Genomic DNA, 14,169 nt, shown 5'->3' on the forward strand with positions numbered 1-14,169 from the left:
CGCTTTGCTACAAACGCCCGACTTAAACGCCATGCCCCAACCTGCTGCAAAAGACTCAGCGCTTTTGCAGCTATTGCGACCCTTTAAGCGTTTTCTTGACGATCCAACTGTAAGCGAGCTCGCCATGAACCGCGCGCTTGAAGTGCTAACCCGCACCCGCATAGGCTGGCTTGCACACCCGATGCCAGAGCTTACAGCGAGTTATATGCAAGCCCTGATTACCGCAATTGTGGTCTATAACGGCCTGCCTATGAAAAGCCTAATGTATGCGATTTTGCCCGGCGGACAGCGCGTGACGATTGGCTTACCGCCTGCCGTCATTGATCATTCATTGATGTTTCTGATCCGCAAACATACCCCTACCGTCAAGACTCTGATTGAACTCGAAGCCGAAGGGACATTCGACCAGGCCATCGATGTGAGTTTCCATCAACCCAACTCAGCAACTTGCACAGAGCAATTAACCGCGCCTGACTTCAATCGGCTTGAACCGTTTGAAGTAGAGTTGCTAGAACTCAAACGCAACAACACAATCCGCAAATTTCTCGAAGTAAGCGTTCAATACCAGCGCAACATTATCATCGCCGGCAAAACGGGCTCAGGGAAAACCACCTTTGCGCGCTCCCTCATCGAGAAAGTGCCCACTAGCGAACGCATTGCCACGATTGAAGATGTGCATGAGCTGTTTTTGCCTCATCATCCAAATGTCATTGCGTTACTTTACGGTCAAGGCACAGGACGCGTCTCGGCTGATGAATGTATTGCCGCTTGTATGCGAGCGACTCCAGATCGAATCTTTTTAGCCGAGTTGCGTGGCGATGAAGCATGGGAATATCTCATGTCGCTTAACACCGGCCACCCAGGCGCAATTACCACGACCCACGCCAACGGCGCACTCCAAACCTTTGAGCGCATTGCAACTTTAATTAAAAAATCCCGCGCCGGCCAATCTATTGGCATGGAAATGATCAAGCAAGTCCTTTATACCACGATCGATATTGTGCTTTTTTTAAAAGATCGCAAGCTCACTGAAATTTTCTACGATCCAATTTTTGCTAAGACGAAAAGGGTTTAAACGGCCGCTCTTGCTTGCATCTGGGGAGGTCGTAAAGATAAAAAAAAGCCCAAACCTAAGTTTGGGCTGAATCCACCAAAGGAGGAGGGTGGAGGAGACACTGTTTGGCTGTCTTCATCAACAACCGATGAAAAGGATTATAGCGAAAACTCTTGTGCAATGCAATGGAATTTATAATATAAAATTATTTTTTACATTATGAAAAATTAGTGAGGTTCCTACTCATTTTTAAAATACTTATTTTTCAATAAGTTAGAGTTTTTACTCGAAATTGATAACACTATTTTAGCAAAAATGAGGAAACTATTTGGTTGTTACTTCAGGCAATTTCGCATCAAAATCGATTTGCTGCGCAGCACAAATAGTTTTGAACAATTGATCCGTGCGGAGGTGCAGGTGACCGCCCGTCACCTGTGCATCGAGCTGTGATGCAAGCGCTTAATTGGAAAACGTATAGAAGAAAAGAAAGACTGAAAAGGTTTTAACCCCAGCACATAACGGGGCCTAACTATAATGAAAACGCAAAGTGGACCGTAAGCCGGATTCTGTGCGCGCAACCGGAGCTGCGCGTGACGGCCATTCCTCTAGGCGCGTTATTACTAACACGCTCAAGCTTCCTACCCACGGACCAGCAAGGGGCCTGCTTGCATCCTAAGATGCCTGCCCGCTACTTGGAATTGCTCCGGGTGGAGGTTACCGTGCCAGTTACGTCACCGCAACTGCGGTGCGCTCTTACCGCACCGTTTCACCCTTACCTGAGCCATAAGCTTAAAGCTTAAGGCCATCGGCGGTTTACTTTCTGTTGCCCTGTTCCGCGTGTCGCCACGGATGGCCGTTAGCCATCACCCTGCCCTTTGGAGTCCGGACTTTCCTCCCCCTTCTAACGAAGGCGGCGGCAGTCTAGTCCACTTTGCTCACTTGAGTGTAACATGCTTATTCAATTAAGACAGTCGCCACTCAATGGTTTCACCCGCACCGAGCGGCACCAATATGTGTTCGCCGGCCGCCAACTCAGATGGCAACGCCCATGGCTCGCGCCGCAGCGTCACGGTTCCCAAATTGCGCTCCAGCCCATAAAACGCAGCGCCATGAGCGCTCGCAAAGCCCTCCAACTGCGCTAACGCACCCGCCCTATCGAAAACCTGCGCATAGAGTTCAAGCGCATGGAGTGCCGTATAACACCCTGCGCAACCACAATCATGTTCTTTCGCCCCCTTGGGGTGCGGCGCACTATCCGTCCCCAAGAAAAAGCGGGGGTTACCGGAAGTAGCGGCTTTCACTAACGCCAACCGATGCTGCTCGCGCTTTAAGACTGGTAAGCAATAATAATGTGGCCGCAGTCCTTTTTGAAAAAGCGCATTGCGGTTATACAATAGATGATGCGCAGTAATCGTTGCCCCCAACCTGCCGGGCGCCGCCTCTGCGTCGCGCACATAGTCAGCCGCCTCTTGCGTCGTAATATGCTCAAAAACCACCTTTAAAGCGGGAAACGCGCGTCGCACAGGCTCCAGCACTTGATCAATAAAGATTTTTTCACGGTCGAATATATCCACCGACGCATCCGTGACTTCGCCATGCACCAGCAGCGGCAACCCCACTTCTTGCATCACTTCTAACGCTTTTGCACAATGCCTAAGATCCGTCACACCCGCATCTGAATGCGTGGTTGCCCCTGCCGGATAAAGCTTAACCGCCTGCACTCTACCTGACTCGTGCGCACGGCGAATCTCATCTGCAGGTGTGTTGTCAGTCAAATAAAGCGTCATTAACGGCTCAAACTCTGCGCCCTCTGGCAAGGCAGCCATAATGCGTTGGCGATAAGCCAGCGCTTGAGCCGTAGTGGTTACGGGCGGCTTCAGATTAGGCATCACAATCGCGCGTCCGAACTGGCGCGCAGTATGCGGCAGCACCGCGGCTAACATCGCGCCATCACGCAGATGCAGATGCAGATCATCGGGACGCGTAATCGTTAGAGAATCGATTGGTGCGGCTTGGGGTTTAATGTGGGCTTGCTGAAAATGCTTTTCCATGAATTTGAGCAACTTATAAGTCAGTTTTACTGGATTCATTATAAGCTGGTGTTGGCCCTCTTGCGCCAACCAATAATTGAATGAGGCAAAATATACTTCAGCAATCTAAACGCTATCAACGCTCAACTCACTCCCAAGCCACCTTATTAAAAAGTAGCTCTTAACACTGATGTAGGAATTGCTGAGCCCATCCGACCAATTTTCGCATCTACTTTAAACTGACACGGGGGCAAGATCAAATTTGTATAATCCTCTAAGCGGATTAATAAGGCCGCAAGGTCTGTCATGCAAATCAACTATGGTTTGATTAATATTCCAACGGCGGGTTCGCATAATGAAAAAATGCCGACGGGTCTCGGGTCAAATTCGGCGGCAGATCCGGCAGGTGTTCGTTGGCAAATGCTGCGTTATAGGAGCCTGTCATTATTTTTTGCGTACGCGGAGGCTACACTCAAAAATTCGGATAGGCTCATCACTCCCCCAAATAAGCCGCCCTCACCTTCGGATCTCCCAGCAACTGTTTTGCCTCCCCAGACATAGAGATCAAACCCGACTCCATCACATAGGCCCGATGCGCCGCTTGCAGCGCCAGCCGTGCATTTTGCTCAACCAACAAGATCGTCAACCCCTGTGCCGAAATTTCACGCACGACTTCAAAAATGCGCTCCACCATCAACGGCGAAAGGCCCATTGAAGGCTCATCCAGTAGCAGTAATTTAGGCCGCCCCAGTAACGCGCGCGCCATCGCCAACATCTGCTGCTCCCCACCCGAGAGCGTGCCGGCAAGCTGCGCGGCGCGTTCCTGCAAACGCGGAAAATAAGCAAACATCCGCTCAATATCTTGCTTAATGCCATTTACGTCATGACGCAAATAAGCGCCCATGCGCAGGTTTTCAAGAATCGTCATGCGTGCAAAAATACCGCGCCCTTCCGGAACCATAGCGAGCCCGCGTTTAAGTAATTCATGCGGCGGAACGTTTCTGAGCAATTCGCCCTGATACTCAATCAAACCGGCAGCGCAAGCTTTTAAACCGCAAATTGACTTCATGGTGGTTGTTTTGCCAGCGCCATTCGCCCCAATTAACGTAACCAACTCGCCTTCAAAAATGTCTAAATCAATTCCTTTAACGGCTTGAATGCCGCCATAAGCAAGTTGCAATCCTCTGATTTTTAAGAGTGCTGACATTAGCTGCCTCCTGCGCCCAAATAGGCTTCAATAACTTTAGGGTTCTTCTGAACCTCCTGCGGCAAGCCCACAGCAATCACTTTGCCATAATCGAGCACCGTCATCCGGTCACATAGACCCATCACAAGTTTTACATCGTGTTCGATCAATAAGATGGTTTTGCCATCGTTGCGAATTTTTTCGAGTAACTGGCGCAAATCTATTTTTTCAGTTGCATTCATGCCAGCGGCAGGCTCATCGAGGGCCAGTAGCTTCGGCTCTGTCGCCAATGCGCGCGCAATCTCAAGCCGACGTTGGTGACCGTACGACAAATTGCGCGCCGTGTAACCCGCATATTGTCCGATCTCCACATAATCAAGTAAGGCGCGGGCATGCTCTACAATTTCTTTTTCTTCACGCCGTTCCGCCGGCGTGCGTAAGACCGCGCCTAATAATCCTTGGCGGGTGCGCACATGACGCCCGACCATGACATTTTCAAGTGCGGTCATACCACCAAATAAACGAATATTTTGGAAAGTGCGCGCGATGCCGGTACGCGCCACTTCATGCACGGCGGTTGGCTCATACGATTGGCCATCCAGTATAAAAGTACCGGCATCCGGCTCATATAAACCCGTTATTACATTAAAAAAAGTCGTTTTGCCTGCCCCGTTAGGGCCAATCAAGCCATAAATATGGCCACGGGCAATGTCTAAACTCACATCATGGAGTGCCTGCAAGCCGCCAAAACTTTTATTGACGCCTTTGACCGACAAAAGAATAGGTTGAGTTTGTGCTATCAATCACGGCCTCTTTCATCTGACAGCCCGTGGTCTTTTATGGATTGAGCCTCGGGCTGAAGTAAACAATATCCGACTTGCTGGCTAGCAAGACGACGCAGTTCTTATACGCTGAATTAATTGCGCTTAGTTTTTTTAGCCATTCGATCTTCATGCTTAGCCGCGGGCCATAAGCCAGCTGGCCGGTAGAGCATAATAATAATCATGGTCAAACCATAAAATAGTTGACGAATGGCTTCTACAGCGAAAATCTCACGGCCGAATAATGCATCCTGCAATGGTCCCATAGTTGAGCGCAAGAACTCAGGAAAGATCAAGAGCAGCAGCGCGCCCAAAATCACCCCGGGAATATGTCCCATGCCACCCAGTACAACGCACGCTAGCACCACAATAGATTCTGAAAAGGTGAATGACTCAGGTGAAACAAAACCTTGAAAAGCCGCAAACATCGCCCCTGACACACCGCCAAACGAAGCCCCCATCGCAAATGCGAGCAACTTCATATTACGCGTATTGATACCCATTGCTTTAGCCGCCGTTTCATCTTCGCGGATGGCAGCCCAAGCCCGACCAATACGCGAATGTTGCAGTCGGATGCAAATAAAGATCACACCTAACGCAAGCGCCGCGAATAGATAGTAATATAAATAGACAGAGGGGAAATCTATTCCGAACAAGCGATGTGTTTTCGATAAATCAAAGCCAAATAAAGTGACTGGCGCAATATTCGCAATCCCTTGTGGGCCGTTAGTCAGATTAAGCGGCCGGTCAAGATTGTTCATGAAAATCCGCACAATCTCACCAAAACCCAGCGTCACGATAGCCAAATAATCACCGCGCAAACGCAGCGTGGGCGCACCCAACAAGACACCAAACAGCGCCGCCATGGCCAGCGCAATCGGCAAGATTAACCAAATCGTGAGGTGTGGCCCGGCCGGCAGTAATTGAGCAATCCAGTCAAATTGCTGCGCTAGATGAGGGGAAGACAAAAGCGCCGCGATATATGCGCCTACTGCATAAAAGGCGATATAGCCCAGATCAAGCAAACCCGCAAAACCAACAACTATATTCAACCCCAATGCCAACATTACATAGAGCATGGCGAAATCCAGCACCCGCACCCAATAATTTCCACCCACCGCCCCGATCACCAGCGGAGCTAAAAGTAGGGTTAGCGCGAGCAGTGCCATACCTGCATAGGCTGTCACTGATTTTTTCGTAGTAAACACTATCATGTATTTAAGCAAAACCTTATACAGTAGTTGGAGTAAAGTGCGTTCGCCTTAGGTCTTTATGCGCGATCGCTAACCCGCTCGCCTAACAAGCCAGAAGGCCGCAGCACCAAGACGACAATGAGTACGATAAAAGCAAATACATCTTGGTAATTACTACCGAATACCCCGCCCGTTAAATCACCAATATAGCCTGCACCCAGTTGCTCGATAATCCCCAGCAAGATGCCGCCTACCATCGCGCCACCTAAATTGCCAATCCCACCTAACACCGCCGCAGTAAATGCTTTAATGCCTGGAATAAAGCCCATATCGAAACGCGCATTGCCATATTCAGAGGCAATCATCACCCCCGCCAGCGCAGCTAACGCGGCGCCAATCATAAACGTAGCGCAAATCACAAAATTGGGATTCACTCCCATTAAGCTCGCTAGCGCTCGGTTTTCTGCTGTGGCGCGCATCGCGCGACCAAGCCGCGTCTTATGCACGAGCCACAATAGCCCCCCCATGGTGACAAACGCGACCACCACGATAATAATTTCAGTCATCGAAATCACCGCGCCGGGGTGATCTCCTTGAGGCGCAATAACGTTGATTGGATCGGTTGGCAACAATTGTGGAAACATCAATGGCGCGCGCGAAAAGATCATCATGGCGAGCGTTTGCAGTAGAATCGAGACGCCAATTGCCGTGATCAGGGGCGCCAGCCGCGGCGCATTACGTAACGGCCGGTATGCCACCCGCTCAATCAAGTAGGCAAGCAAAGCACAAGCGCAGGCGGCCGCCATCAACGCAATAAATAGCGTCAGTATCGGGTCTAACTGCGGGAAATAGGTTTGGATCAGCTTAATCACGGAAAGCGCAATCAGCGCGCCTACCATTAACACATCACCATGCGCAAAATTGATAATGCCTAGAATGCCATACACCATCGTGTAGCCTAGTGCGATCAGCGCATAAACACTACCCAGCACCAAACCATTCAGAATTTGCTGGATAAAAATATCCATTTGCCCCCCTCAATTTAGCTTACTTTAATTTTTTGGGCTTACCGACTAATGCGCTGAGCTCTCGCGGCAGTGGGAAAGACACGTTTTCATCTACCCCCTCTAAGGTGCGCACCTTCGCTACCCCAAGCTCGCGCAAGCGGTCAATCACCGATTGCGCCAAGGCTTCCGGCGCCGATGCGCCAGCGGTAACGCCAATCCGGCGCTTACCCACCAGCCAAGCCGGATCAATCTGCGCTGGCTCATCCACCATATAAGCTGAAATACCCAGCTTTTGCGCAACCTCACGCAGACGATTCGAATTTGAACTATTCGGGCTTCCCACGACAATTACCAGGTCGCATTGCGGCGCCATTAATTTGACCGCATCTTGCCGGTTTTGCGTGGCATAACAAATATCTTGTTTCTTGGGTCCTAGAATCGTCGGGAAACGCTTCTTTAAAGCCTCAATCACTTGTGCGGCATCGTCAACTGACAAAGTTGTTTGCGTCACATAAGCCAGTTTTTGCGGATCAGCCACGTGTAACTGCTCAACATCAGACACCGTTTCTACTAAGTGCATTCTATCGGGCACTTGTCCCATGGTACCTTCAACTTCGGGATGACCTATGTGCCCAATCATCACGATTTCATATCCACTGGCCCACATTTTAGCCACTTCGACATGCACTTTTGTCACTAACGGGCAGGTTGCATCGAAAATGTGCAAACCCAGCTGCTGAGCTTGTTGGTGCACTTCTTTGGCCACCCCATGCGCACTAAAGATCACGGTACTGCCGGCTGGCACTTGCTCAAGCGATTCGACAAAAACCGCACCTTTTTGGCGCAAATCGCGCACCACATAAGCATTATGAACAATTTCATGGCGCACATAAACCGGTGCGCCAAAACGTGCCAAAGCGCGCTCGACAATTTCAATCGCGCGATCGACTCCAGCGCAAAATCCACGCGGCTGGGCGAGTAAAATCTCAGCTTCATTCTCAGTTAAAGCAGCGTGCGCCATGATCCGTCTCTATAAAATACCAATAATCTGCACCTCAAAAGAAAGTGCCTGCCCCGCTAACGGGTGATTAAAATCAAAGAGCGCTCCGCTGGCGTCAATTTCTTTTAAGACACCCGCATAACGCCCACCGCTGGGGGCATTGAATTCAATCAAATCTCCCGGCACAAACTCATCGCTACTCACGCCATGGTCACGCAAAGCGGCCAACGTTACTTTTTGAATCAGCTCCGGATTGCGCACCCCAAAAGCCTGCTCCGGCATTAGCCGAAAGGTAGAGTGGCTTCCTGCCTTCATTCTAAGCAAAATAGCCTCAAGCGGTGGTGCGATCTGACCAGCTCCTAATAATAAAGTAGCCGGCCGATCACCGAAAGTATTCACGATATCCGCACCATCCGCTAACGAGAGGCGATAATGCAACGTAACGTGCGAGCCTTGCTTCACTTCAGAAAGATTAATTAGGGTCATGCGATGCTAAATCAATATTTATCAAACCGGCGGCCCAAAAACAGCGCCGTAAAACACAAAAAAACGGTATTGTAAGCGACTTAGCTCAGATGAGACAGTTAACCTCCCAAAGGGGGCACGCCATCCGCACTTGGCCCAATAGCGAGCGTCCGCGCGAAAAACTCGCTCACGCCGGTCCCGCCGCTTTGTCTGATGCCGAGCTGCTCGCCATTTTTTTACGCGTTGGAGTCACCGGACAAAGTGCGGTTGACCTTGGCCACACATTAATTCGTCATTTTGGTTCGCTACGCGCTTTATTAAACGCTTCACGCACAGATCTTGAAGCCGTGCACGGAATGGGTCCCGCCAAAATTGCTCAACTTCATGCCATCAGCGAGCTCATCCAACGCGCGTTAGCCGAGCAATTACGAAATAACACCTATCTTGAGTCGCCTACGGCCGTACGAAATTATTTAAAATTGCTGATCGGCGCACGTCCTTATGAAGTTTTTGTTTGCTTATATCTTGATGCACGCCATCGGCTGATTCGGGCGGAAGAATCCGCCCGCGGCACGTTAACCCAGACCGTTGTCTATCCACGTGAAATCGCCAAACAAGCATTGCTATTAAACGCAGCGTCGTTGATCGTAGCGCATAACCACCCATCAGGCACTGTAGCCGCAAGCCCGGCCGACCAGCACTTGACTCAACAACTACAAACCGTGTTGGCGCTATTTGATATAAAATTGCTGGATCACTTTATCGTCGCCTCTAATGCGATTTTATCGTTTTCTGAAAAAGGCTGGATATGACTCTCTCTTTTTCCATGTAATGACTAGCAAGATCCAGCTCTTGCAGCCCAAAATCTCAACCTGTAGTAGCAAAATCCAAACTCGTAACCGCAAAATTCAGATTTTGTATGCTAGAATCCGGCCTTTCGATTTTTATTTTGCAACACGCTGTAGCGATTGTTACCGCGTAGAATCTAGCGTACCAGGAGTGCTCAATGGCACGAAAATGTAAGGTAACTGGGAAAGGGCCAATGGTTGGCAACAACGTTTCCCATGCCAATAATAGAACAAAACGCCGCTATTTACCGAATTTGCAGTATCGCCGCATCTGGGTAGAAAGCGAGAATCGCGAAGTGCGACTGCGCATCTCGAATGCCGCATTACGCCTGATCGACAAGAAAGGAATTGATGTCGTGCTCGCTGATTTACGCGCACGTGGCGAAATTTAAAGGATAAATCATGGCTAAAGGCGGACGCGAAAAGATTAAGCTGGCATCATCGGCCGGCACAGGTCATTTTTATACCACGACAAAGAACAAACGCACAAAACCAGGAAAGATCGAACTCATGAAATTCGATCCTGTCGTGCGCAAGCATGTTTCTTATACAGAAACTAAGCTGAAATAGACGGTTTCAGACGACCTGATATACCCAAACCCCGCCCAGCGCTGCTTAGATTCTTTTGTAGTGGCTGTGCGGGGTTTTTGCTGCAAGTGGCTGGCAGATGTCAAACCGCGAAAAATCTTCCAACCCATTAAATTTCGATGTTGTCATCGTAGGCAGCGGCTTGGCTGGCTTAAGTGCAGCCCTGAAGCTCGCCGATACTTTGCGTGTTGCGGTCATCGCTAAACGCTCGCTACACGATAGCGCGAGCGACTGGGCGCAAGGCGGGATTGCCGCTGCGCTGGATTCCGCGGATAGTATCGAAAACCACGTACAAGACACGCTGATTGCCGGCGGTGGCCTATGTAATGAAAACCTTACCCGCTTTATCCTCGAACGGGGCGAATTAGCCATCAAATGGCTGCTCGAACAAGGCGTGCCTTTTACACGCGATGTGACCAGCGAGCTGGGCTTTCACTTAACGCGCGAAGGCGGCCATAGCCACCGAAGAATTATGCACGCCGCAGATGCAACCGGCCATGCGGTCGTGTCCACTCTGGCTCAGCGGGTACGGACACATCCTAATATAACGCTACTTGAAGAACATTTTGCGATTGACATCATTACTTCCGCCCCGTTTGGCGCACCTGGGCGGCGTTGTGATGGCCTATACGTACTCGATATACGCAATGGACACACGCTCACCCTACAAGCGCGGCATACCGTGCTCGCCACGGGTGGCGCAGGCAAAGTCTATCTTTATACCACCAACCCTGACACAGCAACCGGCGACGGCATCGCCATCGCCTGGCGGGCAGGCTGCCGGGTTGCCAATATGGAATTTATCCAGTTCCATCCCACCTGCTTGTATCACCCCTATGCAAAGTCATTTTTAATTAGCGAGGCCGTGCGCGGCGAAGGGGGGGTGCTTAAACTCCCCGCCCATGACGGCAACGGTCTACGCTTTATGCCCAAGCACGATGCGCGCGCAGAACTTGCGCCACGCGATATTGTGGCACGCGCCATTGATTTTGAAATTAAAAAACACGGCATCGACTATGTTCATCTCGATATTAGCCACCAGCCCCCCGAATTTTTACGCGCGCATTTTCCAACCATTCTCTCGCGCTGCCTAGAATTTGGCATCGACATTACACATCAACCCATTCCAGTGGTGCCGGCGGCGCATTACACATGTGGCGGCGTCGTTACGGATGCCTTTGGACGCACCGATATTGCTGGGCTTTTTGCCGTGGGAGAAACCGCTTACACGGGTTTACATGGCGCTAACCGGCTAGCGAGCAACTCTCTACTGGAATGCGTCGTCATGGCTCACTCCAGCGCATCTGCAATTCAAGCGGATTTTGTTGACCATGCATACCATCCCAATACTCCCTTACCGACCTGGGATGAAAGCCGCGTGACAGATCCAGATGAAGAAGTGGTGATTACCCATAACTGGGACGAATTACGCCGACTGATGTGGAACTATGTTGGGATCGTCCGCACAGATAAACGTTTATCGCGCGCCAAGCATAGAATTGCGCTATTGCGCAGTGAAATTGATGAATACTATGCTAATTTCCGCATTAGCCGGGACTTGCTCGAATTACGCAACCTCGTCGAGGTCGCTGCGCTGATTGTAGAAAGTGCGTGCTTGCGGCGCGAAAGCCGCGGCCTACATTTTAGCCGCGATTGGCCTGAGCAGTTAGCTGAAGCACTACCAACGACATTAGTGCGGCAGCGTTGACACAATATAAATTTGTGTTTTAATTAAATAAAATATGTGGCATTCCGCTAGCCATTCCCCGCGCTAGCTGATAACCTCATATATTGCCGTTCTAATTGATTAATTTCCTCAACATCCTTTTTGATTATACTTTCCCTTTCTTTAATCTTGCTTGCATGAAGATCAATACCTCTATTCAGATCATTCATATAATTCTTTGCATGGACGTATTTTAGCAATTTATTCTCACCAAATAATTTGGGTAGGCTACCGACGACTGCATCAAGCTTCCTCTCCCCCCAGACCATCCTAGATGAATGCTTTTTCAAGGCAGCCTTATCTTTTCTTATCTTACTGTCAAGACCTCTTATATCCTTTTCTATTTTTTTAAGATTTTCCAAGATTCCGGCATTTGCTTTCTGAGAAACTCTCCCCCCATGAAGGTTATGCCGTTGATTTATTTCTCCAGCATTAACGATATTGGAAGAAGATATTTCGCCGCGTAAGCCTACTCCACGAATAGTCATAAATAGCCACCCAAATTAAAGTTAAGTTAATGATTCATGATTTTTACATGTTCGATTTGATTAGAAGGTATTGAAGCGAAATTCGCCTATATTTTCCGTAGCCATCTTCTGACTCAAGCCCATTTTTATTTTTACATCATGTCGCTTGCGCTGTTGCAGCTAGATGGAAGAGCGCCTACTAGCCACTCTTCATGCTACCTGCTGATAGCCGTATATATTGTTGTTTTAATTGATTCCTTTCCTCCACATTCTGTTTAATCGTTTGCCGCATATCTCTAATCTCGTTCGAATAAGCACTAACCTCCTCGTTCAGATTACTCAAATAGCTCTTTGAAAGAACGTATTTTCGCAATTCATTCCCACCAAATAACTTTGGTAATTTACTGGAGACTTCATAAGAATCCTCTTTTGAAGTCTCCATATTTAATAAATCTGCTCTCAAGACTTTTCTAGTTTCTTTTATTTCATTACTAAGATGTTCGATACGATTTCTTAATAATTCTTTAAGACCTGCCAAAGCTCCAACCCCTGTTTCCTCAGGAGTACCGCTCACATTGGCAATATGTCGTTGATTTACTTCTCCAGTATTAACAATACTGGGATTGGGAATTTCGCAACGCAAATTATTTTCTGTACGAGTAGCCATAAATGATCGCCTAGATTAAGTTAAATAACTATTCGTCATTTTTACACGGAAAATTTGATGAGCAGGTATGAACACGAAATCCGCGTATATTTTCCGAAATTATCTTCCTACTCAATCCCACTCTCTGTTTTTAATCATATTGTTGCTTGAGAGAGGCATGTTTACGCAGCGAAAGTACCCTTATACCTCACTAGATTTACACAGCGCCAATAACCCGTAAAGAGTAGTCCGTTGCCTGCAAATGCTTTGTCAATGCACCGATTGAAATGCGATCAACCCCTATTTCCGCAATCGCGCGCACGGTATCTAAATCCACCCCGCCCGATACCTCTAGCACAGCACGGCCAGCATTGACGAGCACGGCTTCATGCAGTTCATCGAGGGTAAAGTTATCCAACAAAATTAACCGCGCTTGTGCGCCCAGTGCCTCTGCCAGTTGCGCCAATGTTTCAACTTCAATTTGAACCGGCACGGGCAGCTGCAACGCACGGGCGGCAGCAAGCGCCTGGGTGATGCCGCCTGCTGCGGCAATATGATTTTCTTTAATTAGGATACCGTCATATAATGCCAGCCGCTGGTTCTCGCCCCCGCCAACCCGGACTGCATATTTTTGCGCAAGCCGTAGGCCTGGTAGCGTTTTACGCGTATCAAAAATACGTGCTCGCGTACCGACAATAGCGTTAACATACTGCCGTGTCGCGCTGGCAACGCCTGAGAGCAACTGCAAAAAATTGAGCGCAGCTCGTTCGCCCGTGAGTAATGCGCGCAGCGGTCCGCGTACTATGCAAACCTCATCATTAGCCCGCATCAGTTCACCTTCCTGATAACGCCATTCGAGCTTGATATTTGGATCAAGCTGGCGCATCACTTCTACAAACCAGGGAGTACCGCACAGTACCGCGGCTTCACGCACAATAATGCGCGCTACGCCAAGCTGCTGAGCATCAAGTAAAAGGCCGGTTTGATCTTGAGGGCCAATGTCCTCTTGCAACGCATTGGCCACATTGTGTACCAACGCCTGCTCAAATAATTCACCATATTCGGTACGGATTGCGTCTGGCGTCATGTTGCAAAGGAAAAGGGGGGCATTGCGCCTAAAAGAGGATTTTTGTAGCAG

The 14,169-nt window shown here is 49.3% G+C and carries 15 protein-coding genes, 1 other RNA gene and 1 pseudogene; 6 read left to right on the forward strand and 11 right to left on the reverse strand.

Going from position 1 to position 14,169, the window contains the following annotated elements; genetic code table 11:
- Window positions 1-31: 31 nt before the first annotated feature.
- Together virB11 and MPB2EB_RS08580 are read left to right on the forward strand one after the other, a co-directional pair.
- The gene (gene virB11 / locus MPB2EB_RS07430) at window positions 32-1,075 is read left to right on the forward strand and encodes a P-type DNA transfer ATPase VirB11 (RefSeq protein ID WP_185182701.1); all 1,044 of its coding nucleotides are present in this window, start codon (window positions 32-34) and stop codon (window positions 1,073-1,075) included.
- Between the two features lie 294 nt (window positions 1,076-1,369).
- On the forward strand, window positions 1,370-1,504 hold the full coding sequence (locus MPB2EB_RS08580; protein WP_255491206.1) for a hypothetical protein: 135 nt from the start codon (window positions 1,370-1,372) through the stop codon (window positions 1,502-1,504).
- 90 nt (window positions 1,505-1,594) lie between these two features.
- Here the strand turns inward: MPB2EB_RS08580 and rnpB are convergent.
- The 8 genes and pseudogenes from rnpB to MPB2EB_RS07470 form a co-directional block, all read right to left on the reverse strand.
- An RNA gene (gene rnpB, locus MPB2EB_RS07435) (RNase P RNA component class A) lies at window positions 1,595-1,987 on the reverse strand.
- Between the two features lie 29 nt (window positions 1,988-2,016).
- Complete coding sequence (gene pyrC, locus MPB2EB_RS07440) at window positions 2,017-3,105, reverse strand: dihydroorotase (RefSeq protein WP_185182702.1); 1,089 nt, start codon at window positions 3,103-3,105, stop codon at window positions 2,017-2,019.
- Between the two features lie 472 nt (window positions 3,106-3,577).
- Window positions 3,578-4,291: an ABC transporter ATP-binding protein gene (locus MPB2EB_RS07445; RefSeq protein ID WP_185181695.1), complete on the reverse strand. Its 714-nt coding sequence runs from the start codon at window positions 4,289-4,291 to the stop codon at window positions 3,578-3,580.
- On the reverse strand, window positions 4,291-5,070 hold the full coding sequence (locus tag MPB2EB_RS07450; RefSeq protein WP_185182703.1) for an ABC transporter ATP-binding protein: 780 nt from the start codon (window positions 5,068-5,070) through the stop codon (window positions 4,291-4,293). The genes MPB2EB_RS07445 and MPB2EB_RS07450 overlap by 1 nt, the downstream gene beginning before the upstream one ends.
- A 116-nt stretch (window positions 5,071-5,186) precedes the next feature.
- A pseudogene (locus tag MPB2EB_RS07455) lies at window positions 5,187-6,230 on the reverse strand (ABC transporter ATP-binding protein); the annotation flags it as partial.
- 131 nt (window positions 6,231-6,361) lie between these two features.
- Window positions 6,362-7,312 (reverse strand): branched-chain amino acid ABC transporter permease, encoded by a 951-nt coding sequence (locus MPB2EB_RS07460; RefSeq protein WP_185181697.1) that lies wholly within the window; start codon window positions 7,310-7,312, stop codon window positions 6,362-6,364.
- Window positions 7,313-7,331: 19 nt separating this feature from the next.
- On the reverse strand, window positions 7,332-8,312 hold the full coding sequence (gene ispH, locus MPB2EB_RS07465; protein WP_185181698.1) for a 4-hydroxy-3-methylbut-2-enyl diphosphate reductase: 981 nt from the start codon (window positions 8,310-8,312) through the stop codon (window positions 7,332-7,334).
- A gap of 9 nt (window positions 8,313-8,321) precedes the next feature.
- Window positions 8,322-8,777 carry a peptidylprolyl isomerase gene (locus tag MPB2EB_RS07470; RefSeq protein WP_185181699.1) on the reverse strand — a complete coding sequence of 152 codons (456 nt, stop codon included), beginning with the start codon at window positions 8,775-8,777 and terminating at the stop codon, window positions 8,322-8,324.
- Window positions 8,778-8,866: 89 nt separating this feature from the next.
- Between MPB2EB_RS07470 and radC the strand changes: the two genes are divergently transcribed.
- The 4 genes from radC (at window position 8,867) to nadB (ending at window position 11,900) form a co-directional block, all read left to right on the forward strand.
- Entirely contained in the window at window positions 8,867-9,568 is a 702-nt protein-coding gene (radC, locus tag MPB2EB_RS07475) for a DNA repair protein RadC (protein ID WP_185181700.1), read from the forward strand.
- A 194-nt stretch (window positions 9,569-9,762) separates the two neighbouring features.
- Window positions 9,763-9,996 carry a 50S ribosomal protein L28 gene (gene rpmB / locus MPB2EB_RS07480; protein WP_185181701.1) on the forward strand — a complete coding sequence of 78 codons (234 nt, stop codon included), beginning with the start codon at window positions 9,763-9,765 and terminating at the stop codon, window positions 9,994-9,996.
- Between the two features lie 10 nt (window positions 9,997-10,006).
- Complete coding sequence (gene rpmG / locus MPB2EB_RS07485) at window positions 10,007-10,174, forward strand: 50S ribosomal protein L33 (protein WP_185181702.1); 168 nt, start codon at window positions 10,007-10,009, stop codon at window positions 10,172-10,174.
- A gap of 97 nt (window positions 10,175-10,271) precedes the next feature.
- Window positions 10,272-11,900: an L-aspartate oxidase gene (gene nadB, locus MPB2EB_RS07490; RefSeq protein ID WP_185181703.1), complete on the forward strand. Its 1,629-nt coding sequence runs from the start codon at window positions 10,272-10,274 to the stop codon at window positions 11,898-11,900.
- A 47-nt stretch (window positions 11,901-11,947) separates the two neighbouring features.
- Here nadB and MPB2EB_RS07495 read toward each other — a convergent pair whose 3' ends face one another.
- The 3 genes from MPB2EB_RS07495 to nadC all read right to left on the reverse strand — a co-directional run bounded on the left by MPB2EB_RS07495 (window position 11,948) and on the right by nadC (window position 14,118).
- A complete protein-coding gene (locus MPB2EB_RS07495) occupies window positions 11,948-12,406 on the reverse strand; it encodes a hypothetical protein (RefSeq protein WP_185181704.1) in 459 nt (152 codons plus the stop codon).
- A 178-nt stretch (window positions 12,407-12,584) separates the two neighbouring features.
- Window positions 12,585-13,052, reverse strand: a complete 468-nt coding sequence (locus MPB2EB_RS07500) for a hypothetical protein (RefSeq protein WP_185181705.1) — start codon at window positions 13,050-13,052, stop codon at window positions 12,585-12,587.
- Between the two features lie 196 nt (window positions 13,053-13,248).
- On the reverse strand, window positions 13,249-14,118 hold the full coding sequence (nadC, locus tag MPB2EB_RS07505; protein WP_185181706.1) for a carboxylating nicotinate-nucleotide diphosphorylase: 870 nt from the start codon (window positions 14,116-14,118) through the stop codon (window positions 13,249-13,251).
- Window positions 14,119-14,169: the final 51 nt, after the last annotated feature.

This window comes from Mycoavidus sp. B2-EB (genome assembly GCF_014218255.1).
Lineage (GTDB): Bacteria > Pseudomonadota > Gammaproteobacteria > Burkholderiales > Burkholderiaceae > Mycoavidus.

Bases quoted from the DNA above. Each gene is read 5' to 3' on its own strand.
- virB11 (WP_185182701.1), top strand. From the start codon at position 32: ATGCCCCAACCTGCTGCAAAAGACTCAGCGCTTTTGCAGCTATTGCGA.
- MPB2EB_RS08580 (WP_255491206.1), top strand. From the start codon at position 1,370: ATGAGGAAACTATTTGGTTGTTACTTCAGGCAATTTCGCATCAAAATC.
- pyrC (WP_185182702.1), bottom strand. From the start codon at position 3,105: ATGGAAAAGCATTTTCAGCAAGCCCACATTAAACCCCAAGCCGCACCA.
- MPB2EB_RS07445 (WP_185181695.1), bottom strand. From the start codon at position 4,291: ATGTCAGCACTCTTAAAAATCAGAGGATTGCAACTTGCTTATGGCGGC.
- MPB2EB_RS07460 (WP_185181697.1), bottom strand. From the start codon at position 7,312: ATGGATATTTTTATCCAGCAAATTCTGAATGGTTTGGTGCTGGGTAGT.
- ispH (WP_185181698.1), bottom strand. From the start codon at position 8,312: ATGGCGCACGCTGCTTTAACTGAGAATGAAGCTGAGATTTTACTCGCC.
- MPB2EB_RS07470 (WP_185181699.1), bottom strand. From the start codon at position 8,777: ATGACCCTAATTAATCTTTCTGAAGTGAAGCAAGGCTCGCACGTTACG.
- radC (WP_185181700.1), top strand. From the start codon at position 8,867: ATGAGACAGTTAACCTCCCAAAGGGGGCACGCCATCCGCACTTGGCCC.
- rpmB (WP_185181701.1), top strand. From the start codon at position 9,763: ATGGCACGAAAATGTAAGGTAACTGGGAAAGGGCCAATGGTTGGCAAC.
- rpmG (WP_185181702.1), top strand. From the start codon at position 10,007: ATGGCTAAAGGCGGACGCGAAAAGATTAAGCTGGCATCATCGGCCGGC.
- nadB (WP_185181703.1), top strand. From the start codon at position 10,272: ATGTCAAACCGCGAAAAATCTTCCAACCCATTAAATTTCGATGTTGTC.
- MPB2EB_RS07495 (WP_185181704.1), bottom strand. From the start codon at position 12,406: ATGACTATTCGTGGAGTAGGCTTACGCGGCGAAATATCTTCTTCCAAT.
- MPB2EB_RS07500 (WP_185181705.1), bottom strand. From the start codon at position 13,052: ATGGCTACTCGTACAGAAAATAATTTGCGTTGCGAAATTCCCAATCCC.
- nadC (WP_185181706.1), bottom strand. From the start codon at position 14,118: ATGACGCCAGACGCAATCCGTACCGAATATGGTGAATTATTTGAGCAG.